The 18,304-nt window shown below is 48.4% G+C and carries 18 protein-coding genes, 1 tRNA gene and 2 rRNA genes; 15 read left to right on the top strand and 6 right to left on the bottom strand.

The features are described from left to right. Positions 1-47: 47 nt before the first annotated feature. Positions 48-1,091: a rod shape-determining protein MreB gene (mreB, locus tag LVQ77_RS10970; protein ID WP_000913396.1), complete on the bottom strand. Its 1,044-nt coding sequence runs from the start codon at positions 1,089-1,091 to the stop codon at positions 48-50. A 307-nt stretch (positions 1,092-1,398) separates the two neighbouring features. Beyond that, on the bottom strand, positions 1,399-3,339 hold the full coding sequence (gene csrD, locus LVQ77_RS10965) for an RNase E specificity factor CsrD (RefSeq protein ID WP_232866327.1): 1,941 nt from the start codon (positions 3,337-3,339) through the stop codon (positions 1,399-1,401). A gap of 285 nt (positions 3,340-3,624) precedes the next feature. Here csrD and msrP point away from each other — a divergent pair, with 285 nt between their 5' ends. The 10 genes from msrP to fis all read left to right on the top strand — a co-directional run bounded on the left by msrP (position 3,625) and on the right by fis (position 12,134). Beyond that, positions 3,625-4,629 (top strand): protein-methionine-sulfoxide reductase catalytic subunit MsrP, encoded by a 1,005-nt coding sequence (gene msrP, locus LVQ77_RS10960; RefSeq protein WP_232904443.1) that lies wholly within the window; start codon positions 3,625-3,627, stop codon positions 4,627-4,629. Next, positions 4,630-5,229: a protein-methionine-sulfoxide reductase heme-binding subunit MsrQ gene (gene msrQ, locus LVQ77_RS10955; RefSeq protein WP_232904442.1), complete on the top strand. Its 600-nt coding sequence runs from the start codon at positions 4,630-4,632 to the stop codon at positions 5,227-5,229. Positions 5,230-5,461: 232 nt separating this feature from the next. Beyond that, positions 5,462-5,914, top strand: a complete 453-nt coding sequence (aroQ, locus tag LVQ77_RS10950; RefSeq protein WP_034459855.1) for a type II 3-dehydroquinate dehydratase — start codon at positions 5,462-5,464, stop codon at positions 5,912-5,914. 21 nt (positions 5,915-5,935) lie between these two features. After that, on the top strand, positions 5,936-6,409 hold the full coding sequence (gene accB, locus LVQ77_RS10945; protein ID WP_034459857.1) for an acetyl-CoA carboxylase biotin carboxyl carrier protein: 474 nt from the start codon (positions 5,936-5,938) through the stop codon (positions 6,407-6,409). A gap of 10 nt (positions 6,410-6,419) precedes the next feature. After that, positions 6,420-7,766, top strand: coding sequence for an acetyl-CoA carboxylase biotin carboxylase subunit (accC, locus tag LVQ77_RS10940; RefSeq protein ID WP_151992944.1), 1,347 nt, complete (start codon positions 6,420-6,422; stop codon positions 7,764-7,766). Positions 7,767-7,865: 99 nt separating this feature from the next. Continuing rightward, a complete protein-coding gene (locus LVQ77_RS10935; RefSeq protein WP_232866333.1) occupies positions 7,866-8,108 on the top strand; it encodes a YhdT family protein in 243 nt (80 codons plus the stop codon). Continuing rightward, a complete protein-coding gene (panF, locus tag LVQ77_RS10930; RefSeq protein ID WP_151992943.1) occupies positions 8,098-9,552 on the top strand; it encodes a sodium/pantothenate symporter in 1,455 nt (484 codons plus the stop codon). Before LVQ77_RS10935 ends, panF begins: the two co-directional genes overlap by 11 nt. Positions 9,553-9,563: 11 nt before the next feature. Further along, positions 9,564-10,445: a 50S ribosomal protein L11 methyltransferase gene (prmA, locus tag LVQ77_RS10925; RefSeq protein ID WP_151992942.1), complete on the top strand. Its 882-nt coding sequence runs from the start codon at positions 9,564-9,566 to the stop codon at positions 10,443-10,445. A gap of 401 nt (positions 10,446-10,846) precedes the next feature. Continuing rightward, the gene (gene dusB / locus LVQ77_RS10920; protein ID WP_232866335.1) at positions 10,847-11,812 is read left to right on the top strand and encodes a tRNA dihydrouridine synthase DusB; all 966 of its coding nucleotides are present in this window, start codon (positions 10,847-10,849) and stop codon (positions 11,810-11,812) included. Positions 11,813-11,837: 25 nt separating this feature from the next. Continuing rightward, entirely contained in the window at positions 11,838-12,134 is a 297-nt protein-coding gene (gene fis / locus LVQ77_RS10915; protein WP_000462905.1) for a DNA-binding transcriptional regulator Fis, read from the top strand. A gap of 118 nt (positions 12,135-12,252) precedes the next feature. On the opposite strand, the gene LVQ77_RS10910 is transcribed toward fis, so the two are convergent. Continuing rightward, the gene (locus LVQ77_RS10910) at positions 12,253-12,600 is read right to left on the bottom strand and encodes a DUF1889 family protein (RefSeq protein WP_232866336.1); all 348 of its coding nucleotides are present in this window, start codon (positions 12,598-12,600) and stop codon (positions 12,253-12,255) included. Between the two features lie 333 nt (positions 12,601-12,933). On the opposite strand from LVQ77_RS10910, the gene LVQ77_RS10905 reads away from it, so the two are divergent. The 5 genes from LVQ77_RS10905 to LVQ77_RS10885 all read left to right on the top strand — a co-directional run bounded on the left by LVQ77_RS10905 (position 12,934) and on the right by LVQ77_RS10885 (position 17,836). After that, positions 12,934-13,155, top strand: coding sequence for a hypothetical protein (locus LVQ77_RS10905; RefSeq protein ID WP_034459881.1), 222 nt, complete (start codon positions 12,934-12,936; stop codon positions 13,153-13,155). 524 nt (positions 13,156-13,679) lie between these two features. Further along, on the top strand, positions 13,680-14,705 hold the full coding sequence (locus tag LVQ77_RS10900) for an amino acid ABC transporter substrate-binding protein (RefSeq protein ID WP_151996152.1): 1,026 nt from the start codon (positions 13,680-13,682) through the stop codon (positions 14,703-14,705). 70 nt (positions 14,706-14,775) lie between these two features. Then, the gene (locus LVQ77_RS10895; protein WP_232904441.1) at positions 14,776-15,957 is read left to right on the top strand and encodes an amino acid ABC transporter permease; all 1,182 of its coding nucleotides are present in this window, start codon (positions 14,776-14,778) and stop codon (positions 15,955-15,957) included. Between the two features lie 9 nt (positions 15,958-15,966). Further along, positions 15,967-17,067 carry an amino acid ABC transporter permease gene (locus LVQ77_RS10890; RefSeq protein ID WP_232904440.1) on the top strand — a complete coding sequence of 367 codons (1,101 nt, stop codon included), beginning with the start codon at positions 15,967-15,969 and terminating at the stop codon, positions 17,065-17,067. 10 nt (positions 17,068-17,077) lie between these two features. Then, positions 17,078-17,836: an amino acid ABC transporter ATP-binding protein gene (locus LVQ77_RS10885; protein ID WP_232866340.1), complete on the top strand. Its 759-nt coding sequence runs from the start codon at positions 17,078-17,080 to the stop codon at positions 17,834-17,836. A gap of 97 nt (positions 17,837-17,933) precedes the next feature. Here the strand turns inward: LVQ77_RS10885 and rrf (LVQ77_RS10880) are convergent. The 3 genes from rrf (LVQ77_RS10880) to rrf (LVQ77_RS10870) form a co-directional block, all read right to left on the bottom strand. Next, a 5S ribosomal RNA gene (rrf, locus tag LVQ77_RS10880) occupies positions 17,934-18,049 on the bottom strand. A 39-nt stretch (positions 18,050-18,088) separates the two neighbouring features. Then, positions 18,089-18,164 (bottom strand) — tRNA-Thr (locus LVQ77_RS10875). A 15-nt stretch (positions 18,165-18,179) separates the two neighbouring features. Further along, positions 18,180-18,295: ribosomal RNA gene (gene rrf / locus LVQ77_RS10870) — 5S ribosomal RNA — on the bottom strand. Positions 18,296-18,304: the final 9 nt, after the last annotated feature.

Genomic DNA, 18,304 nt, shown 5'->3' with positions numbered 1-18,304 from the left:
CAGCAAGGAAAAGGCAGTGATAGTCACTGCCTTTTACGTGTGGCTGATTACTCTTCGCTGAACAAGTCGCCGCCGTGCATGTCGATCATTTCCAGTGCCTTGCCACCACCACGGGCTACGCAAGTCAATGGATCTTCTGCAACTACTACCGGAATGCCTGTTTCTTCCATCAGCAGACGGTCGAGGTTACGCAGCAATGCGCCACCACCAGTCAGAACCATACCGCGCTCAGAAATGTCAGAAGCCAATTCTGGTGGGCACTGCTCCAGTGCAACCATTACCGCACTCACGATACCGGTCAAAGGCTCTTGCAGGGCTTCGAGGATTTCATTGGAATTCAGAGTAAAGCCGCGTGGAACACCTTCAGCCAGGTTACGACCACGAACTTCGATTTCACGCACTTCATCGCCTGGGTAAGCAGAACCGATTTCGTGTTTGATACGTTCAGCGGTTGCTTCACCAATCAGTGAACCGTAGTTACGGCGCACATAATTAATGATGGCTTCATCAAAGCGGTCACCACCAATACGAACGGAAGAGGAGTAAACCACGCCGTTCAGAGAGATAACGGCAACTTCAGTAGTACCACCACCGATATCCACAACCATAGAGCCGGTTGCTTCAGAAACTGGCAAGCCTGCACCGATAGCTGCAGCCATTGGCTCTTCAATCAGGAATACTTCACGAGCACCTGCACCTTGCGCAGATTCACGGATAGCACGGCGTTCAACCTGAGTTGCGCCAACTGGCACACAAACCAGAACACGCGGGCTTGGGCGCATAAAGCTGTTGCTATGCACTTGTTTGATGAAGTGTTGCAGCATTTTTTCGGTCACGAAGAAATCGGCAATAACGCCATCTTTCATCGGACGGATAGCTGCGATATTGCCAGGGGTACGACCCAGCATCTGTTTAGCATCATGACCTACGGCCGCAACACTTTTAGGTGAACCGGCACGATCCTGGCGGATGGCCACGACAGATGGCTCATTCAGTACGATGCCTTGTCCTTTTACATAAATCAGGGTATTCGCGGTACCCAGGTCAATGGACAGGTCATTGGAAAACATGCCACGAAATTTTTTCAACATACTAAGGGATAATCCTGAAAGCTGGGGCGGAAACAAAATCCGCTTACTTTACCAACCACTCATTGCAGCGACAAGGCGCATAAATGTTCTGCAATGGTGAAAAATTGTGCAGTTTACTACGACCGTTACACTTTCGGCACGTCTATCCTCGAACCGCAGAGGAATTAAACAAACGCTGTAGGTTAAACGAACAGTGCAAGGAAGCAAACTGGGTTCATTCGTGCTTTAACAATCTGGTCAGCAGGCGTATCCGCCCCCTTGAGATGCAGCGCGCGTTATTCTACGTGAAATATTTATAAACGGCAGGTTAAACCGAGTATCTTTGCGAATATTTTTTCACGTTGCTATCGAGCGGTTCAGAGGCCGCAAAAAAATCCCCCTGAGCACCCGCCACGCCTTTCTCTACCAGTGTCTGCCATTCACTTCGCGTTCTTACACCGACCGCAAAAACTTGTGTCTGAGTCCCGTTACAAGCCTCAACCAGACTCTGTACAAACAGCTGATTTTCGGTTCGTTTCTCAATGTTACGCACAAGCCCTGGATGCAGTTTTATCAACTCTACATCCAACTCTTTAATATAAGACGCACTCACTACGGTTAAACCTGCCTGGGAAACTGCAATACGTACGCCCAATGCTTTGATCAAACGAATCACAGGTTGCAAACGGCTGATGTGTTGACAAACATCTGCCTCTGCAAGTTCAAAAAGAATACGTCGTCGAAGTGATTTTTCAGATTGCATTAACGCATCACGCAACCAACGCTGGAAAGGTGCCCGAATCAATGATTCAACCGACACTTGAATGGCTAGCGTTTCTTCAGGCCAGAATCCTGCTAACGGCAATAGCCGAGCGATGATTTGTCGGTCATATTGCTCCGATAAACCAAACTGCTTAACCATCGGCAAATACTCTGCCGCCAATACTTCTTGTTGACCGTCGAAAATCCGACACATAATTTCACGATGATGCACATAACCATCGCGCTTCACGGACGGTTTTTGGTAGAAGCGTGGACCGCCGCGTTGCAACACCTGCTCAATGAGCGTACGCCATTTAACGTTACCACGCCCTTTTTCCGGCAAACTATCGTCATATACCGACCAGCCGTTGGTTCCTTGCAGGGAAGCATTACGCGTCGCCACCTCTGCATTCTCCATAACTTGCTCTTTGCTTTGCCCGCTACGCCATGCACAAATACCGATATGCATCATGTCATTACGATCAAGCATCCGCGTTGGAGGCAGCGAATCGACAGCCTTCAGTAATTGATTAGCAATGCTATCGGCTTCTTTCAATGTGCGGTGCGGCAACAAAACGGCAAAGTCACTACGGAAATAGCGTGCCAGCAAAGCCCCCGGATAGCGCATCACAAATGTCGATAACATATTAATAATCGTAAACAAATACTCTTCTACCGCGTTGCGCCCCCACGTTTCGTGCAGCGTTTCAAAATCCGGTAAACGAATAATCATCACCACACCATGCGCGCCAACTTGCTCCTGCTCATCGAGTAAAGTTGCCAATTGGTTATCAAAGAACAGGCGATTATTCAGACCCGTTTTCGCATCTTGCGCGGCGAAAGCACGAATCAGTGTATCCATTCGGCTACGTTGTTCGCTGGCGTTTTGCAGATCTGAAAGCAACACATCAAGCGCACTACTGGCTTGAGGAGGCCATTCCAGAACTGAACCGCGTATATCTACACCTCTTTCACCATTCAGAATGCGACGCGCGCGACTTTCCAGTAACTCTTGCCCGGCGAGCTGTTTTTTCATCCAGCGGATCGCAAAGAACAGCACGATAAGCATGAGTCCAATCGTGATAGAAAGAGGTACCGTCGCGAAAAGAGAGTTGTAGTAATCCGCTACCGGATCGCGATAGGTCAAACTGAGAAACATGCCGGGATACTTCATTAATTCAACAGTCACGGTGCGGAAACTGTAGCTGTTTCCCAGCAAGCGATAGGTTTGGGTCAATTGGTGCTGATAAACGGTGTTATCGCCAATTTTGAAATCGACCGCGATGATATCAATCGGAACCATCACTTCATTCAGGCGCTTGATCAGAGCTTCTGGTGAGCTGGAAACTAAATCGTTATCAATAATGGTGGCAACAGCAACCACACGCTGATGCACTTTATAATGCATCGCATTAAAGAAGCTTAATGAACAACCAACGAGTGTCACAAAAATAGCGAGCCCCGTCAGCAATGTCATAAAAGCAGAAAGTTTCGTCGTTAATCGCATCCTTGTGTTAACTCCGTTTGGTGAAGATATACCAAGCCTGACCTGATGCGGCATTACATAGCAAAAGAGGTGCCCTGGCAAACACAGTGAACATATTCTCACCCTTTGTTGCAAAGCGAGTGTTTTGCACACTGAAACTCAAGTATAGCCGCTGACAACTCTTCCCTTATTAACAAATATTCAACAAGCCTGGAACTATGTTTAAGTTTCAATTTTTCGTGACAAATTCGCAGGGTTTAGCGTTCTCCGTCATGCTTACGGAATAAAGCCACGCTGGAGTATAAGATGAAGAAGGTCACCCGCTTCACAGAAGCTGATGTCACAGCTGAATCCGTTTTTATGATGAAACGCCGCCAGGTACTGAAAGCACTAGGTATCAGTGCGGCTGCCCTCACACTTCCTCAGACTGCAAATGCAGATATTCTTTCCTGGTTTAAAGGTAATGACCGGCCACCAGCACCTTCAGGGAAACCTTTGCAATTTAGTAAACCCGAACAATGGCAGGCTAAGCTCGCCATGACCCCGGAAGATAAAGTCACTGGCTACAATAACTTCTACGAGTTTGGTCTGGATAAAGCCGACCCTGCGGCAAACGCCGGGGGTCTGAAAACCGATCCGTGGAAAATCACAATTAGTGGCGAAGTGGCAAAGCCATTGACACTGGATTACGACGATCTCTACAAAAAATTTCCGCTGGAAGAGCGGATTTATCGCATGCGTTGTGTTGAAGCCTGGTCAATGGTCGTGCCGTGGATTGGTTTCCCGCTCAGTAAGTTGCTGGCTTTGGTTGAACCCACCAGCAATGCGAAATATGTCGCCTTCGAAACAATTTACGACCCGGAGCAAATGCCCGGACAGAAAGATCGATTTATTGGCGGCGGTTTGAAATATCCCTACGTTGAAGGACTTCGACTTGATGAAGCGATGCATCCGCTAACTTTGCTGACTGTAGGTGTTTATGGCAAAGCGCTACCGCCGCAAAACGGCGCGCCAATCCGCCTGACCGTACCGTGGAAATATGGGTTTAAAGGGATAAAGTCGATTGTCAGTATCAAACTCGTTAGTGAACTACCTCCCACCACCTGGAATATGGCTGCACCGAATGAATATGGGTTTTATGCCAACGTGAACCCGAATGTTGATCACCCACGCTGGTCGCAGGCGAGTGAACGATTCATTGGTTCAGGTGGCGTGCTTGACGTAAAACGCCAGCCTACATTGCTGTTTAATGGTTATGCCGATCAGGTTGCTTCGCTGTACCGCGGTTTAAATCTTAAGGAGAATTTCTAAGTGAGATTAACTGCGAAGCAAATCATGTGGCTTAAAGTGGGGTTACATCTCGCGGCGTTCTTACCTTTTGCCTGGCTATTTTATGCCGCAAACCAGGGCTTTTTGAGCGCCGATCCGGCGAAGGATATCCAGCATTTTACCGGCAGGATGGCGCTCAAGTTACTGCTGGCGACTCTCCTGGTCACACCTTTAGCGCGATACGGTAAACAGCCACTGCTGATTCGTACCCGTCGTCTGCTGGGGTTGTGGTGTTTTGCCTGGGCCACTCTTCATTTAACTAGCTATGCCATGTTGGAACTGGGAATCAGCAATCTGGCACTGCTTGGCAAGGAGTTGGTCACGCGCCCCTATTTGACTTTAGGAATAATCAGCTGGCTGGTGCTGCTATCATTGGCGGCAACCTCGACCCAATCTTTACAACGAAAATTAGGTTCACGCTGGCAAAAACTGCATAACTTCGTCTATCTGGTCGCAATTCTCGCCCCCATACATTATTTATGGTCGGTAAAGGTTATTTCCCCGCAACCGTTGCTGTATGCTCTGGGCGCATTCATCCTTTTGGCCTTGCGCTATAAGAAATTCCGGATGTGGCTGCGTTAACACCAGATATGTGTTCTTCTCCGCAGAAAAGTGATCAACCGTGCCCCTAAAAAGGATATGAGTTGATCATCTTCCCTGATAAGACCAGTATTTAGCTGCCAAATGCTACGAAATCGTTATAATGTGCGACTTTGGTTTTTCTGACAGGCCATTTTCTGGATCTGAAGGTGACAACCGAGCAACTTAGGTATATTTTGTAAAATACCTACAAATTGCAGGAGATGGCAGCACGATGTCGGCTAATTTTCACATTTTGCTTTTGAACGGCCCGAATCTTAACATGCTGGGAACACGCGAGCCTGAGAAGTACGGCACGCTGACTCTAGCGCAAATTGTTAACTCTCTCGAAGAAGAAGCAAAAACGCTAAATGTCTCGTTCAGCCACCTGCAATCTAATGCTGAATATGAGTTGATCGACCGAATTCATCAGGCTAAAGACACTGTTGATTTTATTCTGATTAATCCGGCCGCGTTTACGCATACCAGCGTTGCGCTGCGTGATGCCTTGTTAGCGGTGGATATTCCGTTTATCGAGATTCATCTGAGCAATGTGCATGCGCGCGAACCGTTCCGCCATCATTCATATCTTTCTGATAAAGCGGTTGGTGTCATCTGCGGATTAGGCGCTGACGGCTATTCATATGCACTACAGACGGCGGTAAAACGCTTGTCAAAATCCATCTAAACAAGAGTACGGAACCCACTCATGGATATTCGTAAGATTAAAAAACTGATCGAGCTGGTTGAAGAATCAGGCATTTCTGAACTGGAAATTTCTGAGGGCGAAGAATCTGTACGCATCAGTCGTGCACCGGCAAACACCGGTTACCCGATGATGCAACAGGCTTATGCTGCGCCAATGTACCAGCCACAGCCGCAAGCTGGCCTGTCTAACGTTGTTGCACCTGCCGCTCCGGCAGAAGCACCGGCGGCTGCTGAAATCAGTGGTCACATCGTGCGTTCCCCAATGGTAGGTACTTTCTACCGCACCCCAAGCCCGGATGCTAAGTCATTTGTTGAAGTTGGCCAGAAGGTTAACGTTGGCGACACCCTGTGTATCGTTGAAGCAATGAAAATGATGAACCAGATCGAAGCTGACAAAGCCGGTGTGGTGAAAGCCATCCTGGTTGAAAATGGTCAACCGGTTGAATTTGACGAGCCGCTGGTCGTCATCGAGTAACGAGGCGAACATGCTGGATAAAATTGTTATCGCTAACCGTGGTGAGATTGCATTGCGTATTCTTCGTGCCTGTAAAGAACTGGGCATCAAGACTGTCGCTGTGCACTCCACTGCCGACCGCGATCTAAAACACGTATTGCTGGCGGACGAGACTGTTTGTATCGGTCCTGCTCCGTCTGTAAAAAGCTATCTGAATATCCCGGCAATCATCTCTGCGGCAGAAATTACTGGCGCCGTTGCGATTCACCCGGGTTATGGCTTCCTGTCTGAAAATGCCAACTTTGCTGAGCAGGTTGAGCGTTCAGGCTTTATCTTCATTGGCCCACGTGCTGAAACTATCCGTCTGATGGGCGATAAAGTTTCTGCAATCAACGCAATGAAGAAAGCTGGCGTACCTTGCGTACCTGGTTCTGACGGCCCTCTTGACGGCGATATGGATAAAAACCGTGCCCATGCTAAACGCATCGGTTATCCGGTAATTATCAAAGCGTCCGGCGGCGGCGGCGGTCGTGGTATGCGTGTCGTGCGTAACGATGCCGATCTGGAACAATCCATCAATATGACCCGTGCGGAAGCAAAAGCTGCTTTCAACAACGATATGGTCTATATGGAGAAGTACCTGGAAAACCCACGCCACATCGAGATTCAAGTTCTTGCTGATGGCCAGGGTAAAGCGATCTATCTGGCTGAACGTGACTGCTCTATGCAGCGTCGTCACCAGAAAGTTGTGGAAGAAGCGCCAGCACCAGGCATCACGCCTGAGCTGCGTAAATTCATCGGTGAGCGCTGTTCTAAAGCGTGTATCGATATCAACTATCGCGGTGCAGGTACATTCGAGTTCCTGTTCGAAAACGGTGAGTTCTACTTTATCGAGATGAACACCCGTATTCAGGTTGAACACCCGGTAACAGAAATGATCACCGGTGTTGATCTGATTAAAGAACAGCTTCGTATTGCTGCAGGACAGCCACTGTCTATCAAGCAAGAAGATGTTCAGGTTAAAGGCCACGCGGTTGAATGCCGTATTAACGCCGAAGACCCGAATACCTTCCTGCCAAGCCCTGGCAAAATTACTCGCTGCCATGTGCCGGGTGGTTTTGGTGTACGTTGGGAATCGCATATCTATTCCGGCTACACCGTTCCTCCATACTACGATTCAATGATCGCGAAGCTCATCTGTTACGGTGAAACTCGTGAAGTGGCAATCGCTCGTATGAAGAACGCCCTGGCGGAACTGATCATCGATGGCATCAAAACCAACGTTGATTTGCAGACTCGCATCATGAACGATGAAAACTTCCAGCACGGTGGGACTAACATCCACTATCTGGAGAAGAAACTGGGTCTTCAGGACTAAGTTTCCGCAGTCAACATCGCTAAAAGGCCGGTTATCCGGCCTTTTCCTTTTTTGGCTATGCGTTACAATCGCGGCTTTCTGCCAACTCAAGGGACAACAATGGACGCGCGTTTTGTTCAGGCCAATAAAGAAGCCCGCTGGGCGCTTTGGCTCACCCTTCTCTACCTCGCAGCATGGTTAGTGGCTGCTTACTTACCTGGTAACGATATTGGCCCAACAGGTCTCCCACACTGGTTTGAAATGGCGTGCCTGCTGGTACCTTTGCTGTTCATTTTGCTGTGTTGGGCCATGGTGAAGTTCATCTTCCGCGATATCCCACTGGAGGATGATCATGCAGCTTGAAGTCATACTGCCGCTGGTAGCCTATCTGTTAGTCGTTTTTGGCATTTCCATGTATGCCATGAGGCGTCGCACAACAGGAAATTTCCTTAACGAGTATTTCCTCGGTAGCCGTTCAATGGGTGGCTTCGTATTAGCGATGACGCTCACCGCTACCTATATCAGTGCCAGTTCATTTATTGGCGGGCCTGGCGCTGCTTATAAATATGGCTTGGGCTGGGTTTTGCTGGCAATGATTCAGCTTCCCGCGGTGTGGTTATCACTGGGGATTTTGGGTAAAAAGTTTGCCATTCTGGCGCGTCGCTATAACGCCGTTACCCTGAACGACATGCTGTATGCGCGCTACCAAAGCCGTCTGCTGGTGTGGCTGGCAAGTATTAGCTTATTGGTGGCATTTATCGGTGCCATGACCGTGCAGTTCATTGGCGGGGCTCGCTTACTGGAAACCGCTGCGGGTATTCCTTACGAAACTGGCCTGCTGATTTTTGGTATCAGTATCGCGCTTTACACTGCATTCGGTGGCTTCCGTGCCAGCGTTCTCAACGATGCTATGCAGGGAATGGTGATGCTGGTTGGAACGATTCTGCTGTTGGTGGGTATCGTTCACGCTGCTGGTGGCTTACACAACGCGGTCGATACGCTACAGCATATCGACCCTAAACTTGTTTCACCGCAGGGCGCAGACGATATTCTTTCACCAACGTTTATGACGTCGTTCTGGGTGCTGGTCTGTTTCGGCGTGATTGGTTTGCCACACACGGCAGTGCGTTGCATCTCTTATAAAGACAGCAAAGCCGTGCACCGTGGGATTATCCTCGGCACGATTGTAGTGGCGATTTTGATGTTTGGTATGCACCTGGCGGGAGCTTTAGGCCGCGCGGTCATACCCGATTTGAAAGTACCGGATTTAGTTATCCCAACGTTAATGGTCACAGTGTTACCACCGTTTGCCGCCGGGATCTTCCTTGCTGCACCGATGGCAGCAATCATGTCGACAATTAATGCCCAACTGCTTCAATCATCAGCTACGATCGTCAAAGATCTTTATCTGAATATGAGACCGGATCAGATCACTAACGAAAAGCGGCTGAAAAGAATGTCATCGGTGATCACGCTGATTTTAGGTGCGTTACTGCTACTTGCAGCATGGCGTCCGCCTGAGATGATCATCTGGCTGAATTTGCTGGCGTTTGGTGGATTAGAAGCGGTGTTCCTGTGGCCTTTAGTGCTCGGTCTTTATTGGGAACGAGCTAATGCCGCGGGCGCGTTAAGCGCGATGATTGTCGGTGGCGGGTTGTATGCCGTGCTGGCGAGCTTCAAAATCCAGTTCCTGGGCTTCCACCCAATTGTGCCATCCTTATTATTAAGTTTGCTGGCGTTCCTGGTAGGCAACCGTTTTGGTCAGCCTCTACCTGTTCCAGCACTCGTTTCAACTACTGATAAATAAAGAGTTTCGCTATGCCATGGATTCAACTAAAAATTAATACCTCAGGCTCAAATGCTGAAGAGCTCGGCGATGCGCTGATCGAAAGCGGTGCGGTTTCCGTAACCTTTCAGGATACCCATGACACACCGGTATTCGAACCGTTACCTGGTGAAACCCGTCTATGGGGCGATACCGATGTCATTGGTCTGTACGATGCAGAAACTGACATGGAAGAAGTGGTCGCGATTCTTGAAAACTGCCCTCTCCTGAGCATCGGTTTCCCACATAAAATCGAACAGCTTGAAGACAAAGATTGGGAGCGTGAGTGGATGGATAACTTCCACCCGATGCGCTTTGGTCAACGCCTGTGGATTTGCCCAAGCTGGCGCGATGTGCCAGACGCTAGCGCGGTGAATGTGATGCTGGATCCTGGCCTTGCATTTGGTACCGGCACTCACCCAACGACCTCTTTGTGTCTTGAGTGGCTTGATAGCTTAGATCTGGCGGGCAAAACCGTTATCGATTTTGGCTGCGGCTCCGGCATTCTTGCTATTGCTGCACTGAAATTGGGTGCAGTGAAAGCAATTGGTATTGATATCGACCCGCAGGCGATTCAGGCCAGCCGCGATAACGCAGAACGCAATGGTGTTTCTGATCGCCTGGAACTGTATCTGCCAAAAGACCAGCCAGAAGTCATGAGCGCCGATGTGGTCGTTGCTAACATCCTGGCAGGCCCTTTGCGTGAGCTAGCTCCGTTAATCAGCGTACTGCCTGTTCAGGGCGGTTTCCTTGGACTTTCTGGCGTTCTGGCAAGCCAGGCCGAAGGTGTTTGCGAAGCATATCAGGATAAATTCACGCTCGACCCAGTCGCAGAAAAAGAAGAATGGTGCCGAATTACCGGTATCAAACTCTAAAGTTCTCCTCTCAGTAACGTGGTATCAAGCCACGTTACTGACCTCTAAACTCCCTGAGCAACACTCCGTTTACAACAATTCATCCCAGTGATAACTCGCAGCAAAATGAGATGCCGATCGCAGAAAAACACTAAGTTTGGTGATTTAAGCAGCACTTTATCTGGTGTCTTATACGTAAAAAATAATGAATTACCCCTGAATGTGGTGAAAAAATAAAAGCGCACAAATCAACCAATAATTCATAACAAACTGAAAAATATAGTTAATTTATTTTTGTCACTGCACGAGATAAGGATTCATTGATCTACGACAGCTGATTGTTCAAAGTTTGGCCTTTCATCTCAGGCTAAAAATGCGTAATATACGCCGCCTTGCAGGCAAGTATGGTCATTTCTTAACTCATGCGCATTGGACAACACCAGCTCAGAAATCGACTGATAGCAGCACCTATGGCTGGCATCACTGACAGGCCATTCAGGACGCTGTGTTACGAGATGGGAGCCGGACTGACTGTTTCCGAGATGATGTCCTCCAACCCTGAAGTTTGGGCGAGTGATAAATCACGTTTACGAATGGTGCACGTGAATGAACCAGGTATCCGTACCGTGCAAATTGCCGGTAGTGACCCTGATGAGATGGCAGAGGCCGCACGCATTAACGTGGCTAATGGCGCCCAGATTATTGATATCAATATGGGATGCCCTGCTAAGAAAGTGAATCGTAAACTCGCAGGCTCTGCATTGCTGCAATACCCAACTCTGGTGAAGTCTATCCTGACGACGGTAATTAACGCAGTTGACGTACCTGTAACGTTGAAGATTCGCACTGGCTGGGATACGGCGCACCGTAACTGTGAAGAGATTGCCCAACTGGCTGAAGACTGTGGCATTCAGGCTCTGACAATTCATGGACGCACACGCGCCTGTTTATTTCAGGGAGATGCTGAATACGACAGCATTCGGGCAGTTAAGCAGAAAGTTTCCATTCCGGTAATCGCGAATGGTGACATTACTGACCCGCTTAAAGCCAGAGCTGTGCTCGACTACACAGGGGCTGATGCTCTTATGATAGGACGCGCGGCTCAGGGAAGACCCTGGATCTTTCGGGAAATCCAGTATTATCTGGACACTGGAGAGCTGCTTCCTCCACTGCCTCTGGCAGAGGTGAAGCGCTTACTTTGTGGGCATATTGGAGAACTTCATGACTTTTATGGTCATGCTAAGGGATACCGAATTGCTCGCAAACACGTCTCCTGGTACTTACAGGAACACGCTCCAAATGACCAGTTTCGGCGCACATTCAACGCCATTGAGGATGCAAGCGAACAGCTTGAGGCGTTGGAGGCATACTTCGAAAATCTTGCGTAATTAGAAATAAAGAGCTGACAGAACTATGTTCGAACAACGCGTAAATTCTGACGTACTAACCGTTTCTACCGTTAACTCACAGGATCAGGTTACCCAAAAACCTCTTCGTGACTCCGTGAAACAAGCACTGAAGAACTATTTTGCTCAACTGAATGGTCAAGATGTTAACGATCTGTATGAGCTGGTATTGGCTGAAGTAGAGCAGCCATTGTTGGACATGGTGATGCAATACACCCGTGGCAACCAAACCCGCGCTGCCCTGATGATGGGCATCAACCGTGGCACGCTGCGTAAAAAATTGAAAAAATACGGCATGAACTGATATTAATCAGTTAAGTTGTTGTTTAAAAAGGCGCTACTCGGCATGGGGAAGCGCCTTTTTTAACGTTTGTAATCTGCCTGGTGAAAGGCTAATTTGCTAACGAATGGGTCAGGTAAACTTACTCGGTATGCGAATATTCAGCTTCCGCTAACGCACGGAGTTGCTCTTGCATATATGAAGAAAAGTATTCAGGATTTTTAATAAGAACGCGGTTACCAGACTCAATTTTATCAGCCCAGCCTGCGACTTTTTTCGTGAATTCAGCGTTCCATCCCTCCTGATTAGCTCTTGCCGTAACATCTTCTGCGCTAACCGGTACCCCCAGCTCTTTCAGATACTTAAATATCCCCTTAGCTGTACTCTCATCCATAGAATGTGGTGTTGATGCGGATGTATTCATACCGCCAATGTAGTCCAATGCTTTTTCAATGACAGCTGGCATATTCTTATCCTTAATATTAACCATGTATTAAACGAGCCTGTAGCACGCACTGACAACCACCAGTTGACCATATGATTTAAATGGTTACTACCCTTGGTAATGCACCCTTTTTAATAGTTGTGACGCGGACTGGTTATCTGAAAATGTTTAACTTCACTTTTTCTCCACACTTTCTTGTCTATGCCCGCTTTTCTCCACTTTGTTTACACTGCACATGAATTGCAATTATTCCTCTCTGCTCTCCATGCCCACTGCGGTGATAAAATCACCACATTCACACCGGTTCAGGTTATTAGATAATTGTAGCCTTAACGCACGAATTATCCCTGAACGGGGTTTGGTTTAATGAGGTTCCATATGAAAAAGCTAATTGCCGCTGCGTTGCTTTCTACACTTCTGGCAGGTTGTGCAACCAACTCACCTTGCGTGCCAGTCTATGACGATCAGGGCCGCCTGGTGCACACCAACACCTGCATGAAAGGGACAACTCAGGATAACTGGGAAACCGCAGGTGCAATTGCCGGTGGTGCCGCAGCGATTGCCGGCCTAACGCTGGGTATCGTTGCATTAACTAAATAAAGTACATTCCGTATTTAATAAGCGCGCCCATATCGGGCGCGCTTTTTTATTGGAAAATCCGCAGTCATTTTCCTTTGCTTTATTAAAGTGCATCCATTCCCACAACTTCATTTTTTTAGTTTCGCTGGCTTGTATCCCCAATCTTTTTTGGCGTGAAACAAATCACTTACTTCTTTCAGATTTTGTTTTATTGCAGCAGCAGATGTGACTCCTTCCACAAACCAATACAGGTGCTATTCACGCTAATTTTCACGCCAGAAATTACTTCTTTTCATATGATCAAAAACTGAAACTTTTTTGCGCTGAAATGTGGCGTAGGTTTCAATTTTGCCCCGTTGTGGGGCGCTGCAAGTAATTTTTCCTGTCTACACTCAGCTTACTGCGACGGGAGGCACACGCATGCCGTCTCTTGCAACCTTGGCACTCCCTTTGCTTTAACCACATTGGCAGATGCCACAGACAGGAAAATGGCGTCATCCAGATGCCTACACTTATAACGATAATTTCGCCACACAGGATGCATTATGAAAAAGACACTGATCTCCACTCTGGTCGCTGCCGGTGCATTATTCGCGGTAGTCAATCAGGCTCATGCTGGCACCACGTTTGACGCGGTAAAGAAGAAAGGCTTTGTGCAATGCGGGATAAGTGACGGCTTGCCTGGTTTTTCTTATGCCGATGCAAACGGTAAGTTTACCGGCATTGATGTGGACGTTTGCCGTGGCGTTGCCGCTGCGGTATTTGGGGATGCCTCGAAAGTTAAATATACCCCGCTGACCGCAAAAGAGCGTTTTACAGCTCTCCAGTCAGGCGAAGTGGACATTCTGTCACGTAATACCACCTGGACTTCATCACGCGATGCTGGCATGGGAATGATGTTTACCGGCGTCACTTATTACGATGGCATCGGCTTCCTGACACACAACAAAGCAGGCCTGAAGAGCGCTAAAGAACTAGATGGCGCGACCGTTTGTATTCAGGCAGGTACTGATACCGAACTGAACGTCGCCGATTACTTCAAAGCAAATAATATGAAATACACCCCAGTAACGTTCGATCGCTCTGATGAATCTGCTAAAGCGCTGGAATCAGGCCGCTGCGATACTCTGGCTTCCGACCAATCTCAACTCTATGCACTGCGCATCAAACTAAGCACACCAGGTGAATGGATTGTTCTGCCGGAAGTCATTTCAAAAGAGCCTTTAGGCCCAGTCGTACGCCGTGGTGATGAAGACTGGTTCTCTATCGTACGCTGGACGTTGTTCGCCATGCTCAATGCTGAAGAGATGGGGATTGACTCTAAAAACGTTGATCAGATGGCTGCTAACCCAACAACACCGGATATGGCACACCTGCTAGGTAAAGAAGGTGATTTCGGTAAAGACCTGAAGCTCGATAATAAATGGGCCTATAACATCGTCAAACAAGTCGGCAACTACGCCGAAATCTTCGAACATAACGTCGGTTCTGATAGCCCGCTGAAGATCAAACGTGGACAAAACAACCTGTGGAACAAAGGCGGTATTCAGTACGCACCGCCTGTTCGCTAAGCGAGATGTCAGAAATGGGCACTACTGCGGTAGTGCCCAAAGTTTGAGTTTATGTTACTGAGGTTCGCTTATGTCCCATCGCCACCCAATCGTAAAAGGTGATATTTCCTTATCTAACCCAGCGGTTCGTGCCTGGCTGTTTCAGATTATCGCGGTCGCCATTGTGGTTGGCATTGCTGTTTACCTGATACACAACACCGTCACTAACCTTAGCAATCGTGGCATTACCTCAGGTTTTGCATTCCTTGATCGAGCCGCAGGCTTCGGTATCGTTCAGCACCTCATTGATTATGAGCAGGGTGATACTTATGGCCGCGTGTTTGTTGTCGGCCTGCTGAACACCTTATTGGTTTCCGCATTGTGTATTGTGTTTGCATCATTTATCGGCTTCTTTCTTGGACTTGCCCGCCTTTCCGATAACTGGTTGCTACGCAAACTATCCACTTTTTACATTGAGACATTCCGCAATATCCCACCTTTATTGCAGATCTTCTTTTGGTATTTTGCCGTTCTTCGCAACCTGCCGGGTCCTCGTCAGGCAGTCAACGCGTTCGACCTTCTCTTTCTAAGTAACCGCGGGCTCTATATTCCCTCCCCGCAGATTGGTGAAGGTGTACTGGCTTTTATCGGCGCCATTTTGTTAGCACTGATAATTTCGGCAGGCTTGTATCGCTATAACAAAATGCATCAGATAAAAACGGGGCAATTGCGCCGTACCTGGCCCTATGGTCTGGGGTTACTGATCTTGTTACCGCTACTCGCACATTGGCTATTTGGTGCAGCATTGCACTGGGATGTTCCCGCGTTGCGTGGTTTTAACTTCCGTGGGGGGATGGTTCTCATTCCTGAACTGGCGGCATTAACTTTAGCGTTGTCGGTTTATACATCCGCTTTTATTGCCGAAATTATCCGCGCGGGAATTCAGTCTGTACCTTACGGCCAACACGAAGCGGCGCGTTCACTGGGGATACCGAACCCTGTTACATTGCGCCAGGTGATCATTCCTCAGGCAATGCGCGTCATCATCCCGCCACTCACCAGCCAATACCTCAATATCGTCAAAAACTCATCACTGGCAGCCGCTATTGGTTATCCGGATATGGTTTCATTGTTCGCAGGAACGGTGCTCAATCAGACTGGTCAAGCCATTGAAACTATTGCGATAACAATGTCGGTCTACCTGATTATCAGCCTGACTATTTCGTTACTGATGAATATCTATAACCGGCGAATTGCCCTGGTTGAGCGCTAAGGAATCACGATGACAAAAGCATTAGTGTCACATCACACGCGCCCAAAAGCTGTTCGCTCAAGTACCGCGCAATGGGCTCGTAAGAATCTTTTTTCCAGCTGGTCTAATAGCTTACTGACTATTTTCTGTTTGTGGATGATGTGGGTGCTGATTCCACCCTTGTTAAACTGGACGATTTTCCAGGCTAACTGGATTGGTGAAACCCGTGCGGACTGCACAAAAGAAGGGGCATGCTGGGTGTTTATCCACGCACGTTTCGGACAGTTTATGTATGGGCTCTACCCGCATGATCAACGCTGGCGCATTAACCTTGCACTGCTTATTGGTCTGGTTTCCATCATTCCAATGTTCTGGAATGCGATGCCTCGCCGTGGCCGTTATATCGCCGCATGGGCAGTTATCTATCCGCTGGTTGTTTGGGGTTTATTGTACGGTGGGTTTTTAGGGCTGGATCGCGTCGAAACACGTCAGTGGGGTGGCTTAACTTTAACGCTAATCATCGCATCAGTAGGGATCGCCGGGGCGTTGCCATTAGGGATCTTACTGGCCTTAGGTCGCCGTTCGACGATGCCGGTAGTCAGAATCTTGTCAGTGATATTTATCGAGTTCTGGCGAGGTGTTCCGCTAATCACTGTGTTGTTCATGTCATCCGTCATGCTGCCGCTATTTCTTTCTGAAGGAACAAGCATAGACAAACTTATCCGCGCATTGGTCGGCGTGATCCTTTTCCAGTCGGCTTATGTCGCTGAAGTGGTTCGCGGAGGTTTGCAGGCACTACCAAAAGGGCAATACGAAGCCGCAGAATCTCTGGCGTTGGGATACTGGAAAACCCAGGGATTAGTGATCCTCCCGCAGGCATTAAAGATGGTCATTCCAGGCCTGGTTAACACCATTATTGCTCTGTTCAAAGACACCAGTCTGGTGATCATTATTGGCTTGTTTGATCTGTTTAGCAGCGTACAGCAAGCCACTGTCGATCCTGCCTGGCTTGGAATGTCGACCGAAGGCTACGTCTTTGCAGCCCTCATCTACTGGATTTTCTGTTTCAGCATGTCGCGCTACAGCCAGCATCTTGAAAAACGTTTTAACACCGGAAGAACACCGCACTGAGGATGAATAAATGAGCCAGATTACTATGCAACCCGCTGATGCGATGATCATGCTGGAGAACGTTAATAAATGGTACGGACAATTTCACGTACTCAAGGATATAAATCTGAAGGTTAAGCAAGGAGAACGCATTGTCCTGTGTGGCCCTTCTGGTTCAGGAAAATCCACAACTATTCGCTGTATTAACCATCTGGAAGAACATCAGCAAGGGCGTATTGTCGTTGATGGAACCGAACTCAACGATGATTTACGTAATATAGAGAAGGTTAGGACTGAGGTCGGGATGGTTTTCCAACACTTTAACCTGTTCCCACACCTGACCGTTTTGCAGAACTGCACGCTCGCACCAATTTGGGTACGTAAAATGCCGAAGAAAGAAGCGGAAACGCTAGCTATGCATTACCTGGAAAGGGTACGCATCGCAGAGCATGCGCATAAATTCCCGGGGCAAATATCTGGCGGACAACAGCAGCGTGTGGCGATTGCGCGTTCCCTATGCATGAAACCTAAGATTATGCTGTTTGATGAGCCAACTTCTGCACTTGATCCAGAGATGGTTAAAGAAGTACTGGATACGATGATTGGCCTGGCAGACTCTGGTATGACGATGCTGTGTGTGACACATGAAATGGGCTTTGCGCGGACGGTTGCTGATAGAGTGATCTTTATGGATAGAGGTGAGATCGTGGAGCAGGCACCACCAAATGAGTTCTTTGCTCACCCTAAGTCGGAGCGTACTCGTGCATTCTTGTCTCAGGTTATTCATTGATATTTAAAGAGAAAGGCCACGTAAGTGGCCTTTTATTTCACTGGAAATACAAAAACAAAAAGGCCATCCGTAAGGATGGCCTTTTTGTTTATTTGAAGCCTGGCAGTTCCCTACTCTCGCATGGGGAGACCCCACACTACCATCGGCGCTACGGCGTTTCACTTCTGAGTTCGGCATGGGGTCAGGTGGGACCACCGCGCTACTGCCGCCAGGCAAATTCTTTATCCAGCGCCGAACTTTAAACCTAAAAACTGGTGCTGATACCCAGAGTCGAACTGGGGACCTCACCCTTACCAAGGGTGCGCTCTACCAACTGAGCCATATCAGCACACTTTAATTTGGAGCCTGGCAGTTCCCTACTCTCGCATGGGGAGACCCCACACTACCATCGGCGCTACGGCGTTTCACTTCTGAGTTCGGCATGGGGTCAGGTGGGACCACCGCGCTAGTGCCGCCAGGCATATTCTG

The sequence above is a fragment of the Buttiauxella cochleicola genome, assembly GCF_021282435.1.
GTDB classification, from domain to species: Bacteria; Pseudomonadota; Gammaproteobacteria; order Enterobacterales; family Enterobacteriaceae; genus Buttiauxella; species Buttiauxella massiliensis.
The sequence above is the reverse complement of the archived record's forward strand: the minus strand, read 5'-3'. Positions and strand labels throughout refer to the sequence as shown.

Bases quoted from the DNA above. Each gene is read 5' to 3' on its own strand.
- accB (WP_034459857.1), top strand. From the start codon at position 5,936: ATGGATATTCGTAAGATTAAAAAACTGATCGAGCTGGTTGAAGAATCA.
- LVQ77_RS10885 (WP_232866340.1), top strand. From the start codon at position 17,078: ATGAGCCAGATTACTATGCAACCCGCTGATGCGATGATCATGCTGGAG.
- panF (WP_151992943.1), top strand. From the start codon at position 8,098: ATGCAGCTTGAAGTCATACTGCCGCTGGTAGCCTATCTGTTAGTCGTT.
- aroQ (WP_034459855.1), top strand. From the start codon at position 5,462: ATGTCGGCTAATTTTCACATTTTGCTTTTGAACGGCCCGAATCTTAAC.
- mreB (WP_000913396.1), bottom strand. From the start codon at position 1,091: ATGTTGAAAAAATTTCGTGGCATGTTTTCCAATGACCTGTCCATTGAC.
- LVQ77_RS10890 (WP_232904440.1), top strand. From the start codon at position 15,967: ATGACAAAAGCATTAGTGTCACATCACACGCGCCCAAAAGCTGTTCGC.
- LVQ77_RS10910 (WP_232866336.1), bottom strand. From the start codon at position 12,600: ATGGTTAATATTAAGGATAAGAATATGCCAGCTGTCATTGAAAAAGCA.
- csrD (WP_232866327.1), bottom strand. From the start codon at position 3,339: ATGCGATTAACGACGAAACTTTCTGCTTTTATGACATTGCTGACGGGG.
- accC (WP_151992944.1), top strand. From the start codon at position 6,420: ATGCTGGATAAAATTGTTATCGCTAACCGTGGTGAGATTGCATTGCGT.
- prmA (WP_151992942.1), top strand. From the start codon at position 9,564: ATGCCATGGATTCAACTAAAAATTAATACCTCAGGCTCAAATGCTGAA.
- LVQ77_RS10935 (WP_232866333.1), top strand. From the start codon at position 7,866: ATGGACGCGCGTTTTGTTCAGGCCAATAAAGAAGCCCGCTGGGCGCTT.
- dusB (WP_232866335.1), top strand. From the start codon at position 10,847: ATGCGCATTGGACAACACCAGCTCAGAAATCGACTGATAGCAGCACCT.
- LVQ77_RS10895 (WP_232904441.1), top strand. From the start codon at position 14,776: ATGTCCCATCGCCACCCAATCGTAAAAGGTGATATTTCCTTATCTAAC.
- fis (WP_000462905.1), top strand. From the start codon at position 11,838: ATGTTCGAACAACGCGTAAATTCTGACGTACTAACCGTTTCTACCGTT.
- LVQ77_RS10905 (WP_034459881.1), top strand. From the start codon at position 12,934: ATGAAAAAGCTAATTGCCGCTGCGTTGCTTTCTACACTTCTGGCAGGT.
- LVQ77_RS10900 (WP_151996152.1), top strand. From the start codon at position 13,680: ATGAAAAAGACACTGATCTCCACTCTGGTCGCTGCCGGTGCATTATTC.
- msrP (WP_232904443.1), top strand. From the start codon at position 3,625: ATGAAGAAGGTCACCCGCTTCACAGAAGCTGATGTCACAGCTGAATCC.